Origin of the sequence: Duganella sp. 1224, assembly GCF_013408245.1 — a bacterium.
Taxonomy (GTDB): Bacteria; Pseudomonadota; Gammaproteobacteria; order Burkholderiales; family Burkholderiaceae_D; genus Rugamonas.
On the sequence record NZ_JACBYS010000002.1, the window covers coordinates 156,567 to 182,145 of the forward strand.

General features: G+C 67.7%; 17 protein-coding genes. 9 read left to right on the forward strand and 8 right to left on the reverse strand.

The genetic code is table 11. From position 1 onward, the window contains the following. Positions 1–5 precede the first annotated feature (5 nt). From FHW58_RS12780 to FHW58_RS12820, 9 genes are all read left to right on the forward strand, one after another. On the forward strand, positions 6–1,673 hold the full coding sequence (locus tag FHW58_RS12780; protein WP_179673532.1) for a flagellar hook-length control protein FliK: 1,668 nt from the start codon (positions 6–8) through the stop codon (positions 1,671–1,673). A 297-nt stretch (positions 1,674–1,970) separates the two neighbouring features. After that, positions 1,971–2,486: a flagellar basal body-associated protein FliL gene (gene fliL, locus FHW58_RS12785; protein WP_179673533.1), complete on the forward strand. Its 516-nt coding sequence runs from the start codon at positions 1,971–1,973 to the stop codon at positions 2,484–2,486. Positions 2,487–2,510: 24 nt separating this feature from the next. Beyond that, on the forward strand, positions 2,511–3,491 hold the full coding sequence (fliM, locus tag FHW58_RS12790; RefSeq protein ID WP_176645446.1) for a flagellar motor switch protein FliM: 981 nt from the start codon (positions 2,511–2,513) through the stop codon (positions 3,489–3,491). A 14-nt stretch (positions 3,492–3,505) separates the two neighbouring features. Then, a complete protein-coding gene (gene fliN, locus FHW58_RS12795) occupies positions 3,506–3,940 on the forward strand; it encodes a flagellar motor switch protein FliN (protein WP_155468307.1) in 435 nt (144 codons plus the stop codon). Then, entirely contained in the window at positions 3,937–4,632 is a 696-nt protein-coding gene (gene fliO / locus FHW58_RS12800; RefSeq protein ID WP_179673534.1) for a flagellar biosynthetic protein FliO, read from the forward strand. The genes fliN and fliO overlap by 4 nt, the downstream gene beginning before the upstream one ends. Next, complete coding sequence (fliP, locus tag FHW58_RS12805) at positions 4,622–5,383, forward strand: flagellar type III secretion system pore protein FliP (protein ID WP_179673535.1); 762 nt, start codon at positions 4,622–4,624, stop codon at positions 5,381–5,383. The genes fliO and fliP overlap by 11 nt, the downstream gene beginning before the upstream one ends. Before the next feature lie 10 nt (positions 5,384–5,393). Further along, complete coding sequence (gene fliQ / locus FHW58_RS12810; protein ID WP_179673536.1) at positions 5,394–5,663, forward strand: flagellar biosynthesis protein FliQ; 270 nt, start codon at positions 5,394–5,396, stop codon at positions 5,661–5,663. Between the two features lie 90 nt (positions 5,664–5,753). Further along, on the forward strand, positions 5,754–6,605 hold the full coding sequence (gene fliR, locus FHW58_RS12815; RefSeq protein WP_179673537.1) for a flagellar biosynthetic protein FliR: 852 nt from the start codon (positions 5,754–5,756) through the stop codon (positions 6,603–6,605). A gap of 73 nt (positions 6,606–6,678) precedes the next feature. Next, entirely contained in the window at positions 6,679–16,233 is a 9,555-nt protein-coding gene (locus FHW58_RS12820; RefSeq protein ID WP_229265311.1) for an S-layer family protein, read from the forward strand. Positions 16,234–16,321: 88 nt separating this feature from the next. Here the strand turns inward: FHW58_RS12820 and flgL are convergent, their stop codons facing one another. From flgL to FHW58_RS12860, 8 genes are all read right to left on the reverse strand, one after another. Further along, positions 16,322–17,584: a flagellar hook-associated protein FlgL gene (gene flgL, locus FHW58_RS12825; protein WP_229265313.1), complete on the reverse strand. Its 1,263-nt coding sequence runs from the start codon at positions 17,582–17,584 to the stop codon at positions 16,322–16,324. Between the two features lie 27 nt (positions 17,585–17,611). Continuing rightward, a complete protein-coding gene (gene flgK / locus FHW58_RS12830) occupies positions 17,612–19,567 on the reverse strand; it encodes a flagellar hook-associated protein FlgK (protein WP_179673538.1) in 1,956 nt (651 codons plus the stop codon). 52 nt (positions 19,568–19,619) lie between these two features. After that, entirely contained in the window at positions 19,620–20,600 is a 981-nt protein-coding gene (gene flgJ / locus FHW58_RS12835; RefSeq protein ID WP_179673539.1) for a flagellar assembly peptidoglycan hydrolase FlgJ, read from the reverse strand. 12 nt (positions 20,601–20,612) lie between these two features. Continuing rightward, the gene (locus FHW58_RS12840; protein ID WP_179673540.1) at positions 20,613–21,734 is read right to left on the reverse strand and encodes a flagellar basal body P-ring protein FlgI; all 1,122 of its coding nucleotides are present in this window, start codon (positions 21,732–21,734) and stop codon (positions 20,613–20,615) included. A gap of 5 nt (positions 21,735–21,739) precedes the next feature. Next, a complete protein-coding gene (locus tag FHW58_RS12845; RefSeq protein ID WP_179673541.1) occupies positions 21,740–22,393 on the reverse strand; it encodes a flagellar basal body L-ring protein FlgH in 654 nt (217 codons plus the stop codon). Between the two features lie 9 nt (positions 22,394–22,402). Beyond that, a complete protein-coding gene (gene flgG, locus FHW58_RS12850) occupies positions 22,403–23,194 on the reverse strand; it encodes a flagellar basal-body rod protein FlgG (RefSeq protein ID WP_179673542.1) in 792 nt (263 codons plus the stop codon). A 70-nt stretch (positions 23,195–23,264) separates the two neighbouring features. Beyond that, complete coding sequence (flgF, locus tag FHW58_RS12855) at positions 23,265–24,005, reverse strand: flagellar basal-body rod protein FlgF (protein ID WP_179673543.1); 741 nt, start codon at positions 24,003–24,005, stop codon at positions 23,265–23,267. An 11-nt stretch (positions 24,006–24,016) separates the two neighbouring features. Then, the gene (locus FHW58_RS12860) at positions 24,017–25,573 is read right to left on the reverse strand and encodes a flagellar hook protein FlgE (RefSeq protein ID WP_179673544.1); all 1,557 of its coding nucleotides are present in this window, start codon (positions 25,571–25,573) and stop codon (positions 24,017–24,019) included. Positions 25,574–25,579: the final 6 nt, after the last annotated feature.

Here is a 25,579-nt window from a genome sequence, read left to right on the forward strand (position 1 = left end):
GTAACATGCAAAGCAATAACCTCCAGATTCCCGTGCTGAATGCCAATGCCGTGGCCGCGCCCAAAGTCAACCTGAACCTGGGCGCCGGCGCCGACAACAACGCTTTCAAGCAAGCGCTGTCGCGCGAGATGGACCAGCGCCAGGCCAGCCAGCCAGGCAGCAATCAGCCGACCCGTGCCGCCGAGCGGCCGAACGCCTCGCGCGCCTCGGCGCCGAAACAGCAAACCGCCGCGCCGGCGAAACAGCCACAGCACGACGAGGCCGACGCCGCGCCAGCCCATAGCGCCAACCAGGCCGCTGGCGCGCCCGCGCCCGCTGCCGCGCCAGCCACAAACACTTCCGGCGACAGCGAGGGCAAGGCCAGCGCCGACGGTGCCGACGGCGCCAACAGCGACGCCCAGGCCGCGCAAGCGGCCGATCCGGTGGCCGACATGCTGGCCCTGGTGGCCGCCTTCAACCAGCCGGCCGCGGCGGTCGCCCCTGCCGCCACAGCGGCGGACGCCGCCGCGACCAGCGCCGCTGTCGGCCAGGGCGCCGCCAGCGCAGCCGACCTGGCCGCCGATGCGGCCGCGGCCAGCGCTGCCGGCGCCGCCCTGCCCGCCGACGCGGCCGCTGCCGCAGCGCAGGCCGCCGATGCCGCCAAGGCCGATGCCTCCGCCCTGCAAACAGCCGAGGACCAGGCCGCCGCCAGCGTGGCCGACTTCAAGGCCGCGCTGGGCAAGGCCGGCGGCGGTGCGCAGAGCGCCGCTGACGCGACCGCCACCGCCGCGGCGCTTGCGACGGCCGCGGCCGCCAAGGCAGCCGCCGGCAAGACCGACGCTGCCGACAGCCTGCCACCGGCCGCCGGCGACGGCGCCACCGCGGCCGCCACGGACGGCGCGGCCAGCGCCAGCGCCAGCGCGCAGCCGACCGACGGCGCCGTGGCGGCCGATGCCGCCGCGCCGAAGACCGGCGCCAACGCCCTCGGCCACACCGACACCAAGGCCGCGGCGGCCGGCGACACCCGGCCGCAGATGTCGCAGACCCAGCAGCAACAGCAGGCGGCCGCCGATCCGGCCCAGTTGGCGGCCGTGCCGAAAGCCGACGCCCCCCGCGCCGAAACCGCCGCCGCGCTGAAGGAGCAAGCCACTATCACCATCGCGCCCACCGCCAGCCACGCGGCGCAGGAAATCGCCAAGGCCACCGCCAGCGCCGTGCCGACGGACAAACTCAGCAGCCGCGTCGGCACCCAGGCCTGGGACCAGCAACTGGGCCAGAAGATCATCTTCATGGCCGCCGGCGGCGAGCACAGCGCCACGATGGAACTGAATCCGCCCGACCTCGGCCCGCTGCAGGTGGTGTTGAGCGTCAACAAGGACCAGGCCACCGCCGCCTTCAGCTCCGCCGCGCCGGAAGTGCGCCAGGCGCTGGAAAACGCCCTGCCGAAGCTGAAGGAAATGATGAGCGACGCCGGCATTCAACTGGGCAATGCCACCGTCTCGGCCGGCATGTCGGATCAGGGCAACAACGCCTTCAGCCAGCAGGCCAGCTCGACGCAGAGCGGCGGCAGTGGCGGCGGTAACGGCCGTTCTGGCGGCAGCTACGGCCGTGACAGCGGCACCGACGCCGACGCGGCCCGCAACGCGCCACCGGCGCGGCGCCTGCCGGCCGGCGCGGTCGACACCTTCGCCTGACCCCGATCCGTCATTCCGGCGCCGGCCGGCATCCATCGGCAGCATGCTCCTTGGCGATGCCGATGTTCCATGGGTTCCGGCCTGCGCCGGAACGACGGGCGGCATGATCGCCTGCCCCAGGACCGCCGCTCGCGCCCTCCCGGTTTTGTTGTCTGTTACACTATGGAAATGTCAAGCAGCAGCAGGAACGCCCCTCTATTCCGCGCTTCCGTATGCCTTGGCCGGACCGATAATGACATAATGGCGGCGTGAAACCACTCCGCAGCGTGAAGGGCTACTTTGAAAGCGAATCCTAAAATGAAAGCCGATCAGAAAGTTGAAGCACCGTCGGGCGGTGGCAGCAAAAAACTGATCATCATCATCCTGGCCGTGGTGCTGGTGCTGGGCGCCGCCGGCGGTGGCGCGGCCTGGTTCTTCCTGCACGGCAAAGCCGACGCCGAGGAACACGACGAGGCGCCGGCCAAGAAGAAGAAAGCCAAGAAACCGGCCGGCCCGGCGATCTACGAACCGGTCGAGCCCTTCACCGTCAACCTGCAGCCGGGCGAGAGCGGCGCCGACCAGTATCTGCAAGTGGCGTTCTCGCTGCAGCTGCCGGACGCGGAAACGCAGGAAGAGGTCAAGAAGAACATGGCCAAGGTGCGCAGCCGCGTGCTGCTGCTGCTGTCGGCCAAGCACGCCAGCGACATCAACACGCCCGAGGGCAAGGTGCAGCTGGCCAAGGACATCATCGCAACCTTGAAGGAACCGTTTGAAGACCGCGGTTCGCCGCAGGACATCGAGGATGTGTTGTTCACCTCGTTCATCATCCAGTAAGTTCAGCAGAAAAGCAGGTTAGTCATGGCGGATAATTTTCTTTCACAGGAAGAAGTCGATGCCCTTCTGAAGGGCGTCAACGGCGACCAGGACGACGTTGCGGCGCAAGAAGACGTCGCCGGCGTCCGCACCTACAACCTGGCCACCCAGGAACGTATCGTGCGCGGCCGTATGCCGACGCTGGAAATTATCAACGAGCGTTTCGCCCGCCTGCTGCGCGTCGGCCTGTTCAACTTCCTGCGTCGCAGCGCCGAGGTGTCGGTGGGCTCGGTGCGGGTCTCCAAGTATTCCGAGTTCATCCGCAACCTGGTGGTGCCGACCAACCTCAACCTGGTGCACATGAAGCCGCTGCGCGGCACGGCGCTGATGGTGTTCGATCCGGGCCTGGTGTTCCTGCTGGTGGACAACCTGTTCGGCGGCGACGGCCGCTTCCACACCCGCGTCGAGGGACGCGACTTTACCCAGACCGAGCAGCGCATCATCCTGCGCATCCTGGACATCGTGTTCGAGGCCTACACCAAGTCGTGGGAACCGGTCTACCCGGTCGAGTTCGAATACATCCGCTCGGAAATGAATACGCAGTTCGCCAACATCGCCACGCCCAACGAGGTGGTGGTGGCATCCACCTTCACGGTGGAGCTGGGCTCGGTGTCGGGCCAGATCCACTTCTGCATGCCCTACTCGATGATCGAGCCGATCCGCGACTCGCTGACCTCCAGCCTGCAGGGCGAGGCGCTGGAAGTGGACAAGCGCTGGATCCGCCTGATGACGCAGCAGATCCAGATCGCCGAGGTCGAGCTGGTGGCGTCGCTGGGCACGGCCAAGGTCAATTTCGACGAGATCCTCAACATGCGGGTGGGCGACATCATTCCGCTGCAAATCCCGGAATTCATCTCGGCCACCGTGGACGGCGTGCCGGTCATGGATTGCAGCTATGGCGTGATGAACGGACAATACGCGCTCAAGGTCGAGAAACTGCTGGCCAATGCCGATAACCTTAAATAACACCGGAGAGAAACATGTCGGATAATCAAGACGATCAGCCCCTGGACGAAGACGATCCATGGGGCGCGGCGATCGCCGAACAAGCGCAGGCCGAAGCCGCCGCGCTGGAAAAGCAGCAGGCCGCGCAGGCCGCCAGCGCCGCCGTGTTCAAGGATTTTTCCAGCACGCCGAGCAAGACCGAAACCCATAACGATATCGACTTCATCCTCGATATCCCGGTTCAGCTGACGGTCGAACTGGGCCGCACCAAGATCGCCATCAAGAACCTGCTGCAACTGGCGCAGGGCTCGGTGGTGGAGCTGGACGGCCTGGCCGGCGAGCCGATGGACGTGCTGGTCAACGGCTGCCTGATCGCCCAGGGCGAGGTGGTGGTGGTGAACGACAAGTTCGGTATCCGCCTGACCGACATCATCACGCCGTCCGAACGTATCCGAAAACTGAATAAATGAAGCGCCACCTGATTTGTTCCCTGCTGATCGCGGCGGCTTCGGCCGCCGCGCCCGCGCTGGCCCAGCGCAGCGTCTCGGGCACCATCGGCGGCGCCCACGCCGCCACGCCGGCCGCCGCCGTCGCCGCCACGCAAGCGGCGCCCGCCGCCCCCGCCACGACCACCACCGTCAAGCCAGCCGACGCCGCGCCGACGCCGGCCGCCGACGCGACGGCTCCGGCCGCCCCGGCGAACGCCGATGGCGCAGCGCCGGTGGCCACCACACCAGCGGTCCCGGCGGCGCCCGTGCCAGCCCCGTCCGGCGCCATGGCCATGACCATCCCGACCCCGCAGCCGAGCGCGCCATCGACCGGCGGCGGCCTGCTGCAAACCTCGCTGGCGCTGATTTTCGTCATTGGCCTGATGCTGGGCCTGGCCTGGCTGACCAAGCGCTTCGGCCCGCGCAACTTCGGCGGCGGCAACCGCCACGTCAAGCTGGTCGGCGCGCTCAGCGTCGGCGCGCGCGAGCGCATCCTGGTGGTGGAAGTGGGCGAGCAATGGATCGTGGTGGGCGCCTCGCCCGGCCGCATGAACGCGCTGGCCACCATGCCGCGCCAGGCAAGCGGCGAACCGGAGCTGCAGGCCCCCGCCCTGCCGAGCGCCAACTTCGCCGACTGGTTCAAACAAACGATAGACAAACGCAATGGCAAATAAGCAGTTCCGCTACGCTACGCCCCTGCTCGCACTGGCGCTGCTGGCACTGCCGCTGGCGGCCGGTGCCGAGTCCAATCTGGGCATCCCGGCGCTGAACGCGACGCCGGCGCCGGGCGGCGGCACCAACTACACGCTGCCGATCCAGACCATGCTGCTGATGACGGCGCTGACCTTCATCCCGGCAGCGCTGTTGCTGATGACCAGCTTCACCCGCATCATCATCGTGCTGTCGCTGCTGCGCCAGGCGCTGGGCACGCAGTCGGCGCCGCCCAACCAGGTGATGGTCGGCCTGGCACTGTTCCTGACGCTGTTCGTCATGGGCCCGACCTTCGACAAGATCTACAACGAAGCCTACCTGCCGCTGCAGGAAAACAAGCTCAACATGAGCCAGGCGCTCGACAAGGGCGCCGCGCCATTAAAAACCTTCATGCTCAAGCAGACCCGCGAGGCCGACCTGGCGCTGTTCGTCAAGCTGTCGCGCGGGCCGGCGCTGCAGGGGCCGGAGGACGTGCCGCTGCGCATCCTGGTGCCGGCCTTCGTCACCAGCGAGCTGAAAACCGCGTTCCAGATCGGCTTCGCCATCTTTATCCCGTTCCTGATCATCGACATGGTGGTGGCCTCGGTGCTGATGTCGATGGGCATGATGATGATGTCGCCGGCAGTCATTTCGCTGCCGTTCAAGCTGATGCTGTTCGTGCTGGTGGACGGCTGGCAATTGCTGCTGGGCTCGCTCGCCCAGAGTTTCTACTAAGGAGGCCGCCATGACACCGGAAAGCGTCATGACCATGGGCAAACACGCGATGGAAGTCACCCTGATGGTGGCCGCGCCGCTGCTGCTGGTGGCGCTGGTGATCGGCCTGGTGGTCAGCATCTTCCAGGCCGCCACCCAGATCAACGAACAGACGCTGTCCTTCATCCCCAAGCTGGTGGGCGTGTTCGTGGCGCTGGTGGTGGCCGGGCCATGGATCCTGTCGGTGATGCTCGACTACATGCGGGAAATCTTCACCGGCATTCCCCTGCTGGTGGGCTAGTCGTTTTATCAATATGTAACAGTTTCCGATTTGCTAAAAAGTTCGTCTACAATACGAAAAAGATGCCAGACGGAAATGTAACAGACCCTCATGCTTACCGTCTCTTCTGCCGATATCAATATGTGGATCGCGGGCCTGCTGTGGCCGCTGTGCCGCATCATGGGCCTGATCGCCGCCTCGCCGCTGCTGGGCAACAGTGCGGTGCCGGCCAGCGTCAAGATCAGCCTGGGGGTGATGATCGCCGCCATCGTGGCGCCGGCGGTGCCGGCCTGGCCGGCGGTCGATCCGCTGTCGCTGGCGGGGCTGCTGATTGTCATGCAGGAAATGTTGATCGGCCTGGCCATGGGGTTCAGCATCCGCATTATTTTTGCGGCGGTGGAAATGGCGGGGGAAATTTCCAGCCTGACCATGGGCCTGGGCTTTGCCACGTTTTTCGACCCGGCCACGCAGGGGCGCTCGTCGGCCATCAGCCAGTTCCTGTCGCTGGTGGCGACCATGGCCTTCCTGGCGGTCAACGCCCACCTGGTGCTTATTTCGGCGCTGGTGGAGAGTTTTTCCACGCTGCCGGTGTCGGCGATTCCGGTCTACGGCGGCGGCTTCAAGCAGCTGGCCGACTGGGGCGGCAAGATTTTCAGCGTCGGGGTGCAGCTGTCGCTGCCCATCGTCGCGGCTTTACTGATTACCAACGTGGCGCTCGGCATCCTGACGCGCGCCGCGCCGCAGTTGAATTTGTTTGGCATCGGGTTCCCGATTACGCTTGGCGTCGGCCTGCTGGTGGTGGCCATGACCTTGCCGTACCTGGGGATGCCGATCCAGAACCTGTTTTTGGATGGGATAGAACGCGCCCGGCTGATGCCGCGCACCTGGTCGCAGCGGCCGCCCGTGGTCAAACCGGCAACCGTGCCAGTACGACCAGCGGTGCTGCAGCCGATGGCGCAATAGCCTCATCCTGTTGAATTTTAGTTTCCTTGCTGCAATTTTAAGCGTATCATGGAAGCTCCCTGGGAGAAGTGTAATGACCATCGAGAACTACGATTCCGCGCAGATTGCGGCCCTGTCCACCACCGCCATGACGGTGTTGACCACCGCCGAAATGCAGGCGCTGAGCTCGGATCAACTGAGCTGGTTCAGCACGGCCCAGCTGCGCGCGCTGACCACGCGCAGCATCAGCTACCTCTCCCAGAACGGCCTGAGCGGCATCACCACCGACGGCATCCAGGCGCTGACGACGGCCCAGGTGGCCGCGATCGGCACCAACATCCTGCCCGGCCTCAACAGTGACCAGCTGGTGGCGCTGACCACCCAGGAAATGACCGCCCTGACCAGCAGCCAGCTCAACGCGCTGGCGCCGGACCAGCTCGCCGCGCTGGAAACGGTGGACGTGCGCGCGCTGCGCAGCCAGCAGATCGAGGGTCTGCGCTCGACCCAGATTCCCAACCTGACCAGCGACCAGGTCGGCGCGCTGGGCACCGGCCAGGTGCGCGCGCTGACCACCAGCGCCATCACCGCGCTGACCGCCGACCAGCTGCTGGCGCTGCAGTCGGCCGCGGTGCAGGCGCTCAGCTCGCAGCAGCTGAACGCGCTGAACGCCGGCCAACTGAACGTGCTGACCACCGACCAGATTGCCCAGCTGACGTCGCTGCAGATCGGCGCGCTGGCCACCGCCTCGCTGCAGGCGCTGTCGACCGACCAGATCGTGGCGATCGAGACGCGCGACCTGGTCTGGCTGTCCAGCCAGCAGATCCGCGCGCTGACGCCGGACCAGCTGGTGGCGCTCAGCACCGACCAGGCGCACGCGCTGCGCAGCAATGAAATCGCCGCGCTCGGCGGCGACCAGCTGGCCGTGCTCAGCACCGACCAGATCGTCGCGCTGACCTCGCTCGTGCCGTTGAACTCGGCGCAAATCGGCGCGCTGACCACCGACCAGGTGACCTCGCTGCGCACCCAGACCATCGCCGCCCTCAGCAGCGCGCAACTGGCGGCGCTGACCGGCGACCAGGTGATCGCCCTCAACAGCGACCAGATCGTCGCCCTCGGCACCGCACAGGTGGCCGCGCTGACCACCACGCTGCTGAACCAGCTGACCACCGACCAGATCCAGCAGATCGAGACGCGCGACATCGCCGCCCTGACCACCAGCCAGCTGCGCTCGCTCAACAGCGACCAGCTGGTGGCGCTGACCACCGCCCAGCTGGCCACGCTGGCCACCGCCAACCTGCCGGCGCTGCTGCCGGAGCAACTGGCCGTGCTCAGCACCGCCCAGATCGCCGCGCTGAAGTCGCTGCTGCCGCTGACCAGCGCGCAAATCCAGGGCCTGACCACCGACCAGATCAGCGGCCTCGAAACCCAGGACCTGGTGGCGCTGACCAGCACCCAGTTGGGCGCGCTGACGCCGGACCAGATCGCCGCGCTAAGCACCGACCAGGTCGTGCTGCTGACCACCGCCCAGGTGGGCGCGCTGACCACCAGCATGGTCAGCCAGCTCAACACCGACCAGATCGCCGCCATCGAAACGCGCGACATCCGCGCGCTGACCACGGCGCAGATCCGCGCGCTGACCTTGGACCAGCTGATCGCGCTGACCACCGACCAGATCTACGCGCTGACCACCGCCGACGCCCAGGCGCTGCGCCCGGACCAGCTGGCCGTGCTGACCACCGACCAGATCATCGCCATCAAGACGCTGCTGCCGCTGACCACGATCCAGATCTCGTCGCTGACCACCGACCAGATCGTTGCGCTGGAAACCGACACCATCGCCGCCCTCAGCAACACCCAGCTGGCCTCGCTGAGCCAGGACCAGGTGCAGGCGCTGACCTCGGACCAGGTGGCGGCGCTCAACACCGCCCAGGTGGCCGGCCTGACCACCACCGTGCTGAGCGAACTGACCACGGCGCAGATGCAATGGCTGGAAACGCGCGACATCGCCGTGCTCGGCTCGGCCCAGGTGCGGGCGCTGTCGAGCGACCAGCTGGTCGCGCTCAGCAGCGACCAGTTCGGCACCATCAGCACCGACGCCGAGCGCGCGCTCACGCCGGACCAGATCGCCGCGCTGACCACCGACCAGATCGCCGCGCTGAAATCGCTGGTGCCGCTGACCACGGCGCAGATCCACGCGCTGACCGGCGCCCAGGTGGCGTCGCTGGAAAGCCGCGACATCATCGCCCTGAGCAGCCTGCAACTGGCCGCGCTCGGCAGCGACCAGGTGCAGGCGCTGACCGCCACCCAGATCATCGACCTGACCGCTGCCCAGTACGCGGACATGAGCACCGCCATGCTGAACGCGCTGACCACCGACCAGCTGCAGCTGATCGAAACGCGCGACATCGCCGCGCTGCGCACCGGCCAGGTGGCGCGGCTGGCCACCGACCAGCTGTCGTCGCTGACCTCCGACCAGTTCGCCGCGCTCAGCAGCGCGGCGGTGGGCGCCCTCACCACCGACCAGATCCCGGTGCTGACCTCGGACCAGCTCAACGCGCTGGCCACCTTGGCCGGCATGTCCAGCCGCCAGCTGACGGCGCTGACCACCGACCAGATCGCCGCGCTGTCGACCCGCAACCTGGGCACGCTGGCCACCGGCCAGCTCGGCGCGCTGACCTCGGACCAGGTCGAGGCGCTGACCACCGACCAGATCGTCGCGCTGAGCGGCAACCAGCTGCGCGGCCTCGGCAGCGCCGCCCTGGCCGCCCTGCTGACCGACCAGATCCAGGCCATCGAGACGCGCGACATCGGCGCGCTTGACACGCGCCAGGTGGCGGCCCTCACCACCGACCAGATCGTCGCGCTGCTGACCACGCAGGTGGCGGCGCTGACCACGGCCGAAACCGCCTCGCTCACCAGCGACCAGGTCGCCACGCTGAACGCCGCCCAGCTGGACGCGCTGCGCAGCCTGGCCGCGCTGACCACCGCGCAGATCCGCGCGCTCACCACCGACCAGATCGGCGTGATCACGACCCAGGACCTGACGGGGCTGACCAGCCGCCAGCTGGCCGCGCTCAACAGCGACCAGGCGTTCATGCTGACCACCGAGCAGGTGATCGCGCTCGGCACCGACCAGGTGGCCGCGCTGAGCACCGCCGCCGTCGCCGCGCTCAACTCGGACGCCATCGCCGCCCTCGAAACGCGCGACATCCGCGCCATGCGCACCGCCCAGATCGCCGCGCTGACCACCGACCAGATCGTGCTGATGACCAGCGGCCAGATGGCCGCCTTCACCAGCGCCGAGATCCGCGCCCTCACCGCCGCCCAGATCGCCGTGCTGCGCAGCGACCAGTTGGCCGCGCTGCAGCTGCAGCCGCTGATCACCAAGCAGATCACCGCGCTCACCAGCGACCAGATCGCCCACATGAGCAGCACCGACTTCGCGCGCCTGCAGACCGCGCAGCTGGCGGTGCTGTCGGCCGACCAGGCCGGCGCCATCACCAGCGACCAGATGGTGGCGCTGGACACCAATCAGCTGCGCGCGCTGAGCAACAGCACGCTGGCGGCGCTGGCCACCGACCGCATCAAGGCGCTCAGCAACAGCGACCTGGCCGCGCTCAACACGCGCCAGATCACCGCGCTGACCACCGACCAGCTGGCCTCGCTTGGCACCAACCAGCTGCGCGCGCTGACCACGCAGGAACTGGCGGCGCTGACCGCCGGCCAGCTGGCGGCCATGACCAGCACCCAGCTGGACGCGCTGCAGGCGCTGAGCGCGCTGACCACGCGCCAGCTGCAGGCGCTTAACACCGACCAGGTGGCAACGCTGAACCTGGCCGATCTGCGCTCGCTGAAAACCAGCCAGATCGCCTCGCTCAGCACCGACCAGGTGGCGGCGTTCACCACGGCCCAGATCGCCGGCATGAACACCGAGCAGCTGCGCGCGCTGGGCGCGGCGGCGCTGCAGGCGCTCAGCACCACCCAGATCGTGGCGCTGACCGGCACCGGCCTGGCCAACCTCAGCACGCGCCAGATCGCCACCCTGACCAGCGACCAGGTGATGGCGCTGACCACCACCCAGATCACCGCGCTGACCACGCAGGAAGTGGCGGCGCTGACGCCGACGCAGAAGTCCTACCTGAGCAGCGCGCAGATTGCCGCGCTGCCGTCGCTGGCCAGCTTCTCGACCGCCGCCATCGCCGCGCTGACCACCGACCAGATCGTCTCGCTGCCGCTGGCCATCCTGGCCGGCCTGACCACCGCCCAGGTGGCCTCGCTGACCACCGACCAGATCGGCGTGCTCACCACCGCCGAGATCGTCGCGCTGACCACCGCCCAGGTGCGCGCGCTGACCAACCGCCAGCTGGCCGCGCTCAGCACCGGCCAGGTGCAGGCGATCCAGGTGGTCGACCTGCAGGCGCTGTCGACGCGCCAAATCCTCGGCCTTACCACCGACCAGATCGCCAACCTGTTGCTGCCGCAGGTGTCCGGCCTCAGCACGCAAAGCATCGCCGCCCTCGGCACCGCGCAGATCCACGCCCTGAGCACCGCCCAGTTGGGCGCGCTGAGCACGCTGGCGCCGCTGGACAGCCGCCAGATCGGCGCGCTGACCACCGAGCAGATCGCCAGCCTGGGCAGCATCGCCACCTTCAAGACCAACCAGATCGCCGGCCTCACCAGCGACCAGATCGGCGCGCTGACCACCGCCCAGATCGTGGCGCTCAGCACCGCCCAGGTGCGCAGCCTGACGTCCGCCACGCTGGCGGCGCTGACCACCGAGCAGGTGGCCGCCATCGAGGTGGTCGACATCGCCGCGCTGGCCAGCAACCAGATCATCGCCCTCAACAGCGATCAGCTGGCGGCGCTGACGCCGTCGCAGTTCGGCGCGCTGCGCACCGCCATCCTGGCCAGCCTGACCACGCGCCAGGTGGCCGCGCTGTCCACCAGCCAGGTCGACAGCCTGGCCACGCTGGCGCCGCTGACCACGGCACAGATCCGCGCGCTGCGCACCGACCAGATCGGCAGCCTGCTGTTGCCGCAGATCACCACGCTGAAGACCAGCCAGCTCAACGCGCTCGGCAGCGATCAGTTGCAGGCGCTGACCAGCGCCCAGCTGGTGGCGCTGACCACCGCCCAGGTGCGCGGCCTCGCCGCGGCCGCGCTGAACCAGCTGACCAGCACCCAGATCGGCGAGATCGAACTGGCCGACATCGCCGCGCTCAGCACCGCCCAGGTGGCGGCGCTGCGTACCGACCTGGTGGCGGCGCTGACGCTGAACCAGCTGTCGGCCCTGACCTCGCAGGAAGTGGCGGCCCTGACCACCGCCCAGCTGGGCGCGTTGACCACGCAGCAGTTCGCCGCGCTCGGCAGCCTGAGCGGCCTCGGCACCAGGCAGATCGCCGGCATGTCGTCGGCGCAGATCATCGCGCTGACGCCGGACCAGGTGGCGGCGCTGAAGACCAACCAGCTGGCCGCGCTGAGCAGCACGCAGATCCAGTACCTGACCACCGACCAGATTCCGGCGCTGACCACGGCCCAGATCCGTTCGCTGTCGACAGCGGCGATCGCCGCGCTGACCGCCGACCAGCTGGCGGCGCTGGAAGACGCCGACCTGCGCGCCTTCACCACCCGCCAGATCGCCGCGCTGGGCAGCGACCAGCTGACCGCGCTGACGCTGCCGCAGTACGGCGTGCTGACCACGCAGGAAATCGCTGGCCTGACCACGCGCCAGATCGGCTATCTGACCGACGCCCAGCTGGCCGCGCTGAGCACGCTGACGGCGCTGACCACCAACCAGGTGCGCGCGCTCAGCAGCGCGCAGATCGGCAACCTGGCGGTGGCCACGCTGACCGGGCTCAAGACCAGCCAGCTGGCGGCGCTGACCAGCGCCCAGGTGGATGGCCTGAGCAACGCCCAGCTGATCGCGCTCAGCACCGCCCAGGTGCGCTCGCTGTCGGTCGGCCTGATCTCGCATCTGAGCGCGGCCCAGCTGACCGCGATCGAAGTCGGCGACTTTGCCGCGCTCAGCACCGCGCAGCTGCGCGCGCTGACCACCGCCCAGATGGCGGCGCTGCTGACCGAGCAGTTGCACGCGCTGAGCAGCGCCAGCATCAACGCCCTGACCCAGGCCCAGATCGGCGCGCTGAACGCCGCCCAGCTGGCCGCGCTGGGCAACCTGTCGGACTACACCACGACCCAGATCGCCGGCCTGTCGACCGACCGCATCCAGGCGCTGACCGCCAGCGACCTGGCCGTGCTCAGCACCCGCCAGATCGCCGCCCTGACCTCGGTGCAGACCGGCGTGCTGGACCCGACCCAGCTGGCCGCGCTGAGCGGCGCACAGGTGGGCGCCCTCAGCACCAGGGGCCTGGCCGGCCTCGACGCCACCCAGCTGGCCGCCATCGACGCCGAGGACTACGCCTTCCTCAAGTCGGCCCAACTGGCCTCGCTGAGCACCGACCAGCTGCAAGGCATCAGCAGCGACCAGATCGCCATGCTGAGCACGCAGGGCCTGAGCGGCATCAAGGCGGCCGCCATCGCGGCGCTCAGCGTCGACCAGCTGAACGCGCTGCTGATCACCGGCCTGACCACGGCGCAGATCCGCGCGCTGTCCACCGACCAGATTCCGCTGCTGTCGGCCAACCAGATCGCCGCGCTGAAGACCAGCCAGATCGCCGCCCTCAGCAACGACCAGGTGACGCAGCTCACCAGCGACCAGATCGTGGCGCTGGAAACCGGCGACCTGATCGCCATGAACACGCGCGCGCTGCAGGCGCTGACGCCGGCCCAGATCGCCGCCATCGAGGGCATCGACCTGGCCGCGCTGAAATCGGCGCAGATCGCCGCGCTGACCTCAGCCCAGTTCGGCGCGCTGACCACCGACCAGATCAGCTTCCTCAGCACCGGCGCGATCGCCGGCCTGACCGTGGGCCAGGTGCAGAACCTCAGCGTCGACCAGCTGACCGGCATGACCGGCGGCCAGCTGCGCGCGCTCAGCACGCGCGCCATCGCCACGCTGACGTCGACCCAGTTCGCCGCCATCGAGGCGGCCGACATCACCTCGCTGACCACCGCGCAGATCGCCGCGCTCAGCACCGCCGACATCCAGAACAGCAGCAACGACCAGTTGCTGGCGCTGACCTCGGCCCAGGTGCGGGCGCTGACCACCGCCCAGGTGGCCGCGCTGAGCTCGGACCAGCTGGCGCTGTTCCAGCTCGGCTGGCTCAGCACCAAGCAGCTGCCGGCGCTGAGCACGGACAACCTCAGCCAGCTGAACGACACCCAGCTGCAGTCGCTGACCACGGCCCAGATCGCGGCGCTGTCGAGCAAGCAGATCATTACCCTCAACACCCACCAGACGCAGGCGCTGTCGGTGGCGCAGTGGCGCGCGTTGAGCACGGATGCGATCCGTGCCCTCAGCAGCGACCAGTTGCAAACCATGGAGCAGGAAGACCTGGCCGGCCTGAAGACCAACCAGTTCGCCGCGCTCAGCACCGCCCAGATCAGCCTGCTGACGGTCGACCAGATGGGGCAGCTCAGCACCGGCGAAATCGCCGCCATGACGGCGCCGCAGATCAAGGCCCTGAGCACCGACCAGCTGAGCGGCCTGAGCACGCTGAACCCGCTGACCACCGCGCAGTTCAGCGCGCTGACCAGCGACCAGCTGCTGTCGCTGGACGCCACCCACATCGCCACGCTGCGCACCGCCCAGGTGGCGTCGCTGACCAAGACCCAGCTGCAGAGCCTGGGCACCGACCAGATCATCGCGCTGACCACCGCGCAAGTGCGGTCGATCGCGCTGACCTCGCTGTCCGGCCTGACCACCGACCAGATCGTCATCATGGAAGCGGAGGACGTGGCGGCCTTCAGCAGCGTCCAGCTGGGCACGCTGAACACCGCGCAAGTCAGCGCGCTGACCGTCGACCAGCTGTCCGGCATCAAGTCGGCGCAACTGCTGGGCCTGACGGCGGCCGACATCAAGGCGCTCAACACCGACCAGCTGAACGCGCTGTCGACGCTGGGCGCGCTGAGCGACACCCAGGTGGCGGCGCTCACCTCCGACCAGCTGGGCGCGCTGGACGACGACAGCTTCCAGTCGCTGCGCTCGTCGCAGATGGCGGCGCTGAAGGCGGCCCAGGTGGCGGCCCTGTCGACCGACCAGTTGAGCAACCTCAGCACCCAGCAGGCCAGCGGCCTGACGCTGGCCTTCCTGACCACCGACCAGATCCCGCTGCTGAGCGTGACGTCGGTGGGCGGCCTGACCAGCGCGCAGATCACCACGCTGAAGACGGCCCAGCTGGCGGCGCTGACCGCGACCCAGCTCAACGCGCTGTCGACGCGCGCGCTGTCGGCGCTGACCGCCAATCAGATCAAGGGCCTGACCACCGACCAGCTCGGCGGCATGAGCACGCTGGCCGGCTTCACCACCACGCAGATCCCGGGCCTGACCTCGGACCAGGTGGGCGCGCTGGGCGACAGCCTGTTCGACACGCTGACCACGCGCCAGCTGGCGGCGCTGACCTCGACCCAGGTGCTGGGCCTGACCACCAACCAGCTCGCCACGCTGAACACCGCCGACATCGGCGCGCTGTCGGCCAATGCGCTGAACGCCCTCAACTCCGACCAGGTCACGTCGCTGGACGCCACCGACGTCGCCGCGCTGAAGACCGCGCAGCTGGTCGGCCTGAAGGCGGCCACCGTGCAGCTGCTCAGCGCCGACCAGTTCAAGGCCATGACCACCGGCCAGCTGAAGTCGCTGATCGCGACCCAGCTGAAGGCGCTGACCACCGACCAGCTGGCCGCGCTCAGCATGGCGCAGGCCAACGCGCTGCTGGCCAATCCGCAGAAGTCGTCGCTGTCGACCGACCAGCTGGCGGCGCTGACCGCCAGCCCGCTGGTGCTGGATCTGGATGGCCTGGGCATCAACACGCTGAACATCAACGCCGGCGTGCAGTTTGACATCCGTGGCGATGGCAACAAGGTCAATACCGGCTGGGTGGGCTCGGGCGACGGCCTGCTGGCCCTGGACCGCAATGGTGACGGCGTCATCAACGATGGCACCGAGCTGTTCGGCACCGGCACCAACAGCGGCGCCGGCAAGGCCGCCAACGGCTTTGCCGCGCTGGGCGAGCTCGACACCAACCACGATGGCGTGGTCGACAGCAAGGACGCGCAGTTCGGCGACCTGCGCGTGTGGGTCGACGCCAACGCGGACGGCGTCAGCCAGGCCGACGAGCTGAAGACGCTGGCGCAGTTGCACATCGCCAGCCTGGCGGTGGCGGCGCAGGGCGTGAAGGACTTCGACCATGGCAACTGGATCGGCCTGCGCTCGGGCTATACCAGCACCGACGGCAGCACGCACCAGGTGGCGGACGTGTGGTTCCAGGCGGCGCGCGCCGGCGACACCAGCGCGCTCAGCGCGGCGATCAGCGGCTACCAGCAGGCCGGCGCCAACGCCGCCACGGCCGCGGCCGGCGCGCGGCTGGAGACGACCCCGGCCGCGAGCGGCCTCAGCGGCCAGGTCGCCGCGCTGGCCAGCGAGCTGCGGCACTACCAGGCCACGTCCGCCCTCAGCGGCACGGCCACGGCCCAGCACGACGACTGGCTGCGCAAGCAAGCCACCACCCACGCCATCCTGGCGGCCAAGTAAGCGCCAGCCCCAAAACCAAAGGGTCTGACCCCGTACGGGGTCAGACCCTGGCCGCAGCGGTGTGCGGGTGTCAGCGCTGCCGCAAACCTCAGCTGATGTAATTGAACAGCGACAGCCCCGACATGGTGGTGAACGATTTCTGCGCCGCCGTCAGCGTGGTCTGCTGCTGGGTGAACAGCGAAATGGCCGCCGTGTAATCCAGATCCTGCAGGTTCGACAACGTGGTGGCATACTGCAGGCCGGCGTCATCGCCCGAACTGTCCAGATAATCCAGCTCCTTCAGCCGCGCGCCCACCGCCGAGTTGACCGAGGACACGTTTTCCGCCGCGTTGTCGATATTCACCTGCAACTGGTTGAGCAGATTATTCAGGCTGGCCTGCCCGGCCGGGCCCGAACCCGGCTGGCGCAGCTGGTCGATAAAACTCTGCACCGTGGTGAACACCGACTGCTTGGTCGACGGCTCGACCGTGAAGCTGTCGCCGTCGGCCGGGTCGCCCTGGATATCGAACTGCACGCCGTCAAACGTGATGTTCTGGCCGCTCACATAGGCTTGCGGCACGGCCGGCACCGGCGTGGGCGGCACCGGATTGCCGGTGGTGGTGTCGGTCACCGTGTAGGTGGTTTGCTTGGGCGTGCCCGGCGTGGCCGGCACCACCTGGAAGCTGATCTGGTACTGATGGCCGGTCAGCTGGGTGGCGTCCTTGACCGAGCCGGCGCTGATGATGCCGCTGCCGCCGCGGCCGACGTTGCCCGGATCGGGCTTGGTCACAAACGTGCCGTTGCCGGTCGGGTTGGCTTCGAACACGGCCGCGCCGGAGTCGGTGATCGGCACCGTGCGCGTGGTGCCCACCAGCAGCGAGCGCTGGCCCTGGTCGCCCTGGTAGTCGGCGCCGGTGGCGGTCTTGGTAAACGGCAAGGTGGTCGACTTGTAGCCGGAGAACACATAGCCGCCGACGCCGTCGGCGGTGTTGGCGATGCCCAGCAGGTCGGCCAGCTTGCCCTCCAGCTCGGTCGCCACCGACTGGCGGTCGGCGTCGGTGTAGGAACCGTTGCCGGACTTCACCGCCAGATCCTTGATGTCCTGCAGCAGGCCGGTGACGCTGGCCAGCGCCGTGGTCTCGACCGACAGCACGCCGCGCGCGTTGGCGCGGTTGGTGCCCAGCTGGGTGTTGAGCGACTGCGACTGCGTGACCTCCAGCGCGCGCGCGCTGGCGATCGGATCGTCGGCCGCGGTCAGGTTCTTGCGCCCGGTGGACAGCTGCTGCTGCGTGCGCGCCATGGCCGAGCTGAGCGACGTGATCTGCTGCGACCCGGTGTCGAAAATCGTTCTGGTGCTGATGCGCATAACCATAGAGCTACCCTATTCTTTCTTCATTCCTCAAGTGCCGATACTCAACAAGGTATCGAATAACTGGCTGGCCACCTGCATCACCTTGCCGCTGGCCTGGTAGGCTTGCTGATAGCGCAGCAGATTGGCGGCTTCCTCATCCAGGTTGACGCCGGACACGCTCTGCTGCTGCGCCGTGGCCTGCTTGACCGAGGCGTCGGCGGCGGTGCCGCTGATCTGCGCCTCGCGCGCCTTGGTGCCGATGAAGTTGACCATCTGCGCGTAGCTGGTCTGGAAGGTGGCGGTGCCGTTGTTCATCACGTTCTTGGTCTGCAGCGCGCCCAGCAGCGCGCCATTGCGGCTGTCGCCGACGCCGCTGGTGTTGGGGCCGACCGTGAACGTGTCCTGGTCGGCCGGCGTGCCGCTGATGGTGAAGCTGACGCCGCCGAAGCTGATGCTGGCGCCGTCGCTGTACGGCACCGGCGTGCCGGCCGGGTACACGGTTGGCGTGCCGTTGACGGTGACCGTGACGTCCTGGCCGGCCGGGAAGCCGGACAGGGTGCCGCTGGCCTTGTCGAAGGTCAGCGTGGCGGGCGCGGTCAGCGCGTTGCCGGGCGTCAGGTAATTCTGGTCGACGCTGCCGGCGCTGATCTTGGCGTTGCCGGCGTTGGTGGTCGGCACGGCGGTGGCGACCGGCGCCGCCAGCGCGATCTTGGTGGTGTCGGTGATCGCCACCGACAGGCTGGCGGCGGCGTTGTAGGTCGGCCGCACCAGGAAGTTGTCGTTGGCGGCCGGCGTGCCGGTGATGCTGTACGACACGCCGTCGATCACCTGCGGCGTGGTTTGCGGGAAGGGATTGATCTGCGTGACCTTGCCGTCGCTCTTGCGGGTGACGTTGAAATTGGTGCCGTCCCAGTCGACGCTGTAATCGCTGGCGGTCAGCGCGCTGGCGTCGGTCACGGTCGCCTTCACCTCGGCCGTGCTGGACGGCGAGTTGCGGGTGTTGATGCCGACATAGGCCTCGATCGGGTTGAAGAAGTTGGTGCCGAGGTCGCCGTTCTGGTCCTGGCCCAGCTTGTGCTGGGCGTTGAAGGCGGTGGCCAGGCTGGCGGCCACCTGCCCCAGCGCGTTTTGCGCCTGGTCGAGGGCGCCATTGCGGAACTCCATCAGGCCGCCCAGCTGGCCGCCGGTGAACATCGCATCCGGCAGCACGCTGAAGTTGCCGTTGGGCGACTGGAAGCCGATGGTCACACGGCTGAGGTCGGTCGGCGACGGCTGCGTCGCCAGTTGCGACGCCACGTTGCCCACCACCAGCGGCTGGCCGGTGCCGAACGACACGTTCAGCATATTGTTGTCGCCCGGCGTGACGTTCACCTTGATCAGCTTGTTCAGCTCGGTCAACAGCTGGTCGCGCTTGTCCAGCAGGTCGTTCGGCTCGGCGGTGCTGGTGGTCTGGCCGGCGATGGTGTTGTTGATGGCGGCGATCTGCCTGGCGTAGGAATCGATCTCGCTGACATTGTTGGCGATGGTCGCATTGACGCCGGAGGCGATCTCGGTCAGGCGCGCGCTCATGCCCTGGAAGCGCGAGGCCAGCGACTGCGCGTTGGACAGCAGCGACTGGCGCGCGGCGGCCGAGGCCGGATTGGCGGTGGCATCCTGCACGCCGCTGAAGAAGTCCTGCAGCGCCGGCGACAGGCCGGCCGTGGGGTCGGCCAGCAGGTTGTCGATCTGGCTGATCTGGTTGCTGTAGGCGTCCAGCGAGGCCTGGTTGGCCTCGGCGTTGCGCAGCGAGGTGGCCAGGAAGTTATCGTAATAGCGGCGCACGGCCTGGATCTCGGTGCCCGTGCCGACATAGCCGAAGCCTTGGTACTGGGTGCCGGTGTCGCCCTGGATCGCCACCTGGCGGCTGTAGCCGGGGGTATTGGCGTTGGTGATGTTGTTGCTGGTGGTCGACAAGCCGACCTGGGCAGCCAACAAACCGCTTTTACCGATGCTGAGAAGACTCATGATAGTTTCGCTTTAAGTAGAATGGTTTACGGCAGCTTTTGCCGAAACTTGATCATCCAGCCAGCGAGCGCTTGATGATGCTGGTCAGCTTGACCGCGTAATTCGGGTCGGTGGCGTAACCGGCCTTCTGCAGGCCCTGGGCGAAGCTGGCGGCGTCGCCCGCGCTGGCCAGCACTTTTTCATAGCGGGGGTTGCTCGCAAGCAAATTCGCGTAATCCTTGAAGCTGTCGGCATAGCTGTCATAGGCGCGGAAGCGCTCGACGCGGGTCTGGGCCTTGCCGTTGACGTATTCGGTGGTGGTGGCCTCGACCACCTTGCCCTTCCAGTCGCTGCCGGCCTTGATGCCGAACAGGTTGTGGCTGTTGGTGCCGTCGCGGCCCTTGATCTCGCGCTTGCCCCAGCCGGATTCCAGCGCCGCCTGGCCCAGCATGAACTTGGCCGGGATGCCGGTGCTCTTGCTGGCCTCCTCGGCGTGCGCCGCCAGTTTATCCTGGAAGCTGCGCACGTGCGGCGCCTGCGAGCCCTTGGCGGCGGCGCTATCGGTGGCGCTGGTGGCGCTGGTGGCGGCGCTGGCCTTGGCGGCCGCGTTGCCGCCGGCGGCGGCGATGGCGCGCTGCAGCTTGGCGTCCATCAGGCTGGCCATGCCGGCGAAACTGCCGGCGTTGGCGCCGCTGGTCTTGTCGCCGGCCTCGCCGCCCAGCGCCAGCGCCTGGGCGTCGGTCTGCTTGTTGAGCTGGCGCACCAGCATGTCGGCCAGGCCGATGCCCTTTTTGGCAATGTTCTGGCTGGTCTGCTGGTCCAGCATGGTCTGGAAGGTCTTGCTCTGCTGGCTGTCCATCATGCCGTCCTGCGGCGTCGCCTCGCGCATGCTCTTCATCATCATGTTGACGAACATGGCCTCGAACTGCGTGGCGGCCGACTTCAGCGCCTGCGGGCTGCCGGCGCGGGCCGACTGCTTGAGGCTGCCCATGTCCCGGACATCCAGCGCAAACTTGCCGCTCAGATCATTGGTGGGGGAAGTGGAGCTGCTCATGGTGGCACCTGCTTAAATGATTTCCAGTTCGGCGCGCAGCGCGCCGGCCGACTTCATTGCCTGCAGGATCGACAGCAGATCCTGCGGCGTGGCGCCGATGGCGTTGAGGGCCTTGACCACGTCCGCCAGCGAGGCGCCGCCCTTGACCAGCATGACCTTGCCGCCATCTTGCTTGATGCCAACTTGCGGGTTCTGGGTGACCACGGTGCGGCCGCCCGACAGCGGGTTCGGCTGGCTGACCTGGGTGTCGGCGTTGACCGATACTGACAGATTACCGTGGGAAATGGCGCACGTATCCAGCGTCACCGCGCGGTTCATCACCACCGAGCCGGTGCGGGCGTTCATGATGACCTTGGCCGGCTGCTCGGCCGGATTGACTTGCATGTCCTGCAGCGTGCCGATGAAGCTGACCCGCTGGTCGCTGCTGCTGGGCGCCTGGACGCGGATCACGCGGCTGTCCAGCGCGTAGGCGATGCCGGCGCCGTACTTGTCGTTGATGGCCTCGACCACGCGGCTGGCGGTGGCGAAATCGGCATTGTTGAGCTCGAGCTTGATCATATTGCCTTCGCCCAGGTTGGTGGCGACCGCGCGCTCGACGGTGGCGCCGCCGGAAATCTTGCCCACGCTCAGGTGGTTGACGGTCAGCGAGCTGCCGCCGCCGCCGCCGCCGCCGGCCTGCACGCCGACGCCGCCGACCAGCACATTGCCCTGCGCCATGCCGTACACCTGGCCGTCGGCGCCCTTGAGCGGCGTCATCAGCAAGGTGCCGCCGCGCAGGCTCTTGGCGTTGCCCATCGACGACACGGTGATGTCGAGCTGCTGGCCCGGCTGGGCGAACGGCGGCAGCGTCGCGGTCACCATCACCGCCGCGACGTTTTTCAGTTGCAGCTGGGTGCCGCCCTGCGGCAGGTTGACGCCCAACTGCTGCAGCATCGAAATCACGCTTTGCACGGTGAACGGCGTCTGCGTGGTCTGGTCGCCCGACCCGTCCAGGCCGACCACCAGGCCATAGCCCAGCAACTGGTTGTTACGCACGCCGGCGATGCTGGCCAGGTCCTTGATGCGCTCGGCCTGGCTGTACGGCGCCAGCAACGACAGGCTCAACAGCAGCGCGGCTTTGATCGTGGTTTTCATGGTCATCAGAACGGCAGCAGGCTTTGGAAGAAGCGCGATGCCATCGAGGACAGCTCGGCGCGGTCGATATGGTTGGCGGTGCGGTACTCGACGCGGGCGTCGGCCACCGCGGTCGATTGCACGGTGTTGCCGGTGGCGATGCTGTCCGGGTTGATCATGCCGGAAAAGCGGATGTACTCGGTGCCCTTGTTCATGCCGATCTGCTTCTCGCCGGCGACGATCAGGTTGCCGTTGCTCAGCACCTCGACCACGGTGATGCCCATGGTGCCGGTGAAGGCGTTGCTGGCGGTCTGGTTGTCGCCGTCGGTGTAGGTGTTGGTGGTGGCGGCGGTCAGCGGGTTGCCGAAGGTGCTGTTGAGCTTGCCCGGCAGGGTGGCGCTGACGCTGCCCGACTTGTTGCCCGACGCGGTGCCGGCCTTGTTGGCCGAGGTGCGCTCGGTGATGACCAGCGTCAGCACGTCGCCGACGTGGCGCGCGCGGCGGTCTTCGAACACCGGGCGGAAGGCGGCCGGCTGGTAGATGGCGCCGTTGTTCGGCACCGCCTGCATCTGTTCGGTGGTCAGCGGGCGCGCGGTCATCGGCGCGCTGACGATCGAGGTCGGCGTGGCCGAGCAGGCGCTCAGCAGAACCACGGCGGCGAGGGAGAGAGCGTGTTTCATGGCGTGTCCTTACAGCTGCGTCAGCCGTTGCAGCATCTGGTCGGAGGTGGTGATGGCCTTGGAATTGATCTCGTACGCGCGCTGGGTCTGGATCATATTGACCATCTCCTCCACCACGTTGACGTTGGAGGTTTCCACATAGCCCTGCAGGATCAGGCCGGTGCCATTGGTGCCCGGCGTGTTCTGCTGCGGCGCGCCGGAGGCGGTGGTCTCGACGTACAGGTTCTCGCCCTTCGACTCCAGCCCGGTCGGGTTGATGAAGGTGGCCAGCTGCAGGCTGCCCAGTTGCTGGGTGGTGGTGGCGCCGTTGGTGCCGGCGATGTTGACCGACACCGTGCCGTCGCGCGCCACGGTGATCGACTGCGCGGTGATCGGGATGGTGATGGCCGGCTGCAGCACAAAGCCTTCCGAGGTCACCATCTGGCCGTTCTGGTCGCGCTGGAAGGAGCCGTCGCGGGTGTAGGCGGTGGTGCCGTCCGGCAGCAGCACGGTGAAGAAGCCGCTGCCGTTGACCATGATGTCCTTGTCATTGCCGGTCGACTGCGGGTTGCCCTGGGTATGGATGCGCTCGATGGCGACGGTGCGCACGCCGGTGCCGAGCTGCATGCCGGACGGCAGGTTGGTCTGCTGCGACGATTGCGCGCCGGGCTGGCGGATGTTCTGGTACAGCAGGTCTTCGAACACCGCGCGGGATTTCTTGAAGCCGTTGGTGCTGACGTTGGCCAGATTGTGGGACGTGACGTCCATCTGCGTCTGCTGCGCTTCCATGCCAGTTTTGGCGATCCATAACGAACGTATCATGATGCTTCTCCCAATGCCGGATGAACCTCAAGACTGTTCATCCCATGCCAGCATTATGCGGGAGCCGCCATCAACTCAAAGCGAGGATCTGGGTGGCTTTTGCGGCGTTATTCTCGGCGTTCTTCATCAGGCTCATTTGCATTTCAAACTGCCTTGCCAGACTGATCATGTTGACCATGGAATCGACCGGATTGACGTTGCTGCCCTCGACCGCGCCGTCCACCACGCGCACGTTGGGGTCGTTCTGCGCCGGCGTGCCGTCGGCCTGGCGGAACAGGCCGTCGTCGCCGCGCAGCAGCGTCTTGGTGTCCGGATTGACCAGCTTGATGCGGCCCAGCACGTTGGACGGGCCGGGCTCGTAGTTGTCGTTGACCACGCTGACCGTGCCGTCGCTGGCGATGGCGATCTTGGTGTCCGGCGGCACCGCGATCGGGCCGCCGTCGCCGATCACGGTCTGCCCGCTGGTGGTCTGCAGGATGCCGTTCTCGGTGATCTTCAGGCTGCCGTTGCGGGTATAGGCCTCGGAGCCGTCGGCCGACTGCACCGCGAGCATGCCCTGGTCGCGGATGGCGATGTCGAGCGGCCGCCCGGTGGTCTCGATCGGCCCCGCGCGGAAGTCGGTGCCGACCGTCGAGTCGACCACGAAGGCGCGCGTCGGCAGCCCCTCCGACACCACCGGCACCGCCCGGAACGTATCGAGCTGGGCGCGGAAGCCGGTGGTGGTGGCGTTGGCCAGGTTGTTGGACACGGTGGCCTGCTGCTCCATCACGTGCCGCGCCCCGGTCATCGCCGTGTAGATCAGGCGGTCCATGGCTGACTCCGTTAGCGCAGGTTCACCAGCGTCTGCAGGATCGAGTCCTCGGTCTTGATGGTCTGCGCATTGGCCTGGTAGACGCGCTGCGCTGTGATCATGTTGACCAGCTCGGCGGTGAGGTCGGTGTTCGAGGTTTCCACGGCGGACGAGCGCAGCTGGCCCATCGAGCCGGCGTTCGGCACGCCCACCACCGGCTGGCCGGAGGCCGAGCTTTCCGCCCAGGCATTGTTGCCCAGCGGGGTCAGGCCGTCGACGCTGGCGAAGTTGGCCAGCGCGATCTGGCCCATCGGGCGCGACTTGCCGTTGCTGTACTGGCCCAGGATCACGCCGTTCTCGTCGATCGAGTAGCGCTGCCAGGAACCGGCCGAGTAGCCGTTCTGCTTCGCCGGCTGCGGGTTGGTGACGCTGCCGTACTGGGTGATGTTGTCGAACGTGGCGGCCACGGTCATCGGCTGCTGGGCGCCGGTGTCCGGGAAGATCGGCAGCGTGATCTGGAATGGCAGCGTCTGCGGGGTCGGCAGCTGGGCCATGGCCTGCGGGTCCAGCACGCCGCTCTTGGTGAACAGCAGCGTGCCGCTCTTCACCGCCGGCACGGTCAGCGCCGCCGCCAGCTTGGCGTTGATGTCGTCCGGCGTCATGCCGGTGATCTGGCCGCTGGAGGTCGGGTCCAGCGCGGTAAAGGCGGCGGTCAGCGCGTCCAGCTGCGCCTGCGAGGCGGCGGCCGGCGGCACCTGGGCCGCCGCGGTCATCGCCTGGTACGCCGCCGACGCGTAGTTGAACGCGGCCTGGGCGATCTGGGTGGCGTCCGGCGGCGTCGTGCGCACCGCGTCGTTGTACAGGTTGCGGGCGTCGATGGTCGGCTGGTCGGTGCTGAGCGCGGCGGCCACGCCGGCCGACACCACTTCCTTGCCGTCGGCGGCGCTGTACACGTCCCAGGTGTTGGCGTCGGTCTTGACGAAATAGTTGGTCATGGTGTGCGCCGTGCCCAGGCTGTCGTAGACGGTGGTGTCGGTGCGGGTGTTGTAGGTGGTCGGATCATTGGCGTCGAACGGCACCTTGGCCGGCACCTTTTCGGCCGAGCTCAGGTTCATGGCAAACGAGGCGGTGGTGGTCTCGACCGGCTTCAGGTCGGACTTGTCCAGCGTCAGCGGCACCGGCGCGCCGTACTGGATGACGCCATCCTTGTTGGCCAGGTAGCCGGTCAGCACGGCATTTTGCGCGTTGACCAGCGTGTGGGTATTGTCCTCGTGGAACTGGCCATTGCGCGAATACTCGACCGCGCCGTTGACCACCAGGCGGAAGAAACCGCCGCCGTTGATGGCCACGTCCAGCGGATTGCTGCTGGTTTCGATATTGCCCTGCGTGAACTGCTGCGCCAGCTTCGACACCGACACACCAATACCGGGATTATTGCCCGACACGCCATTCAGCGAATTGGCGTACAAGTCGGCAAACTGCGCTTGCGATGCCTTGAAGCCCACGGTGCTGGCGTTGGCGATGTTGTTGCCGATAACGTCCAGCGATTTGGATGCAGCATTCAAGCCGCTCAGTCCTTGTTGGAACATGGTATT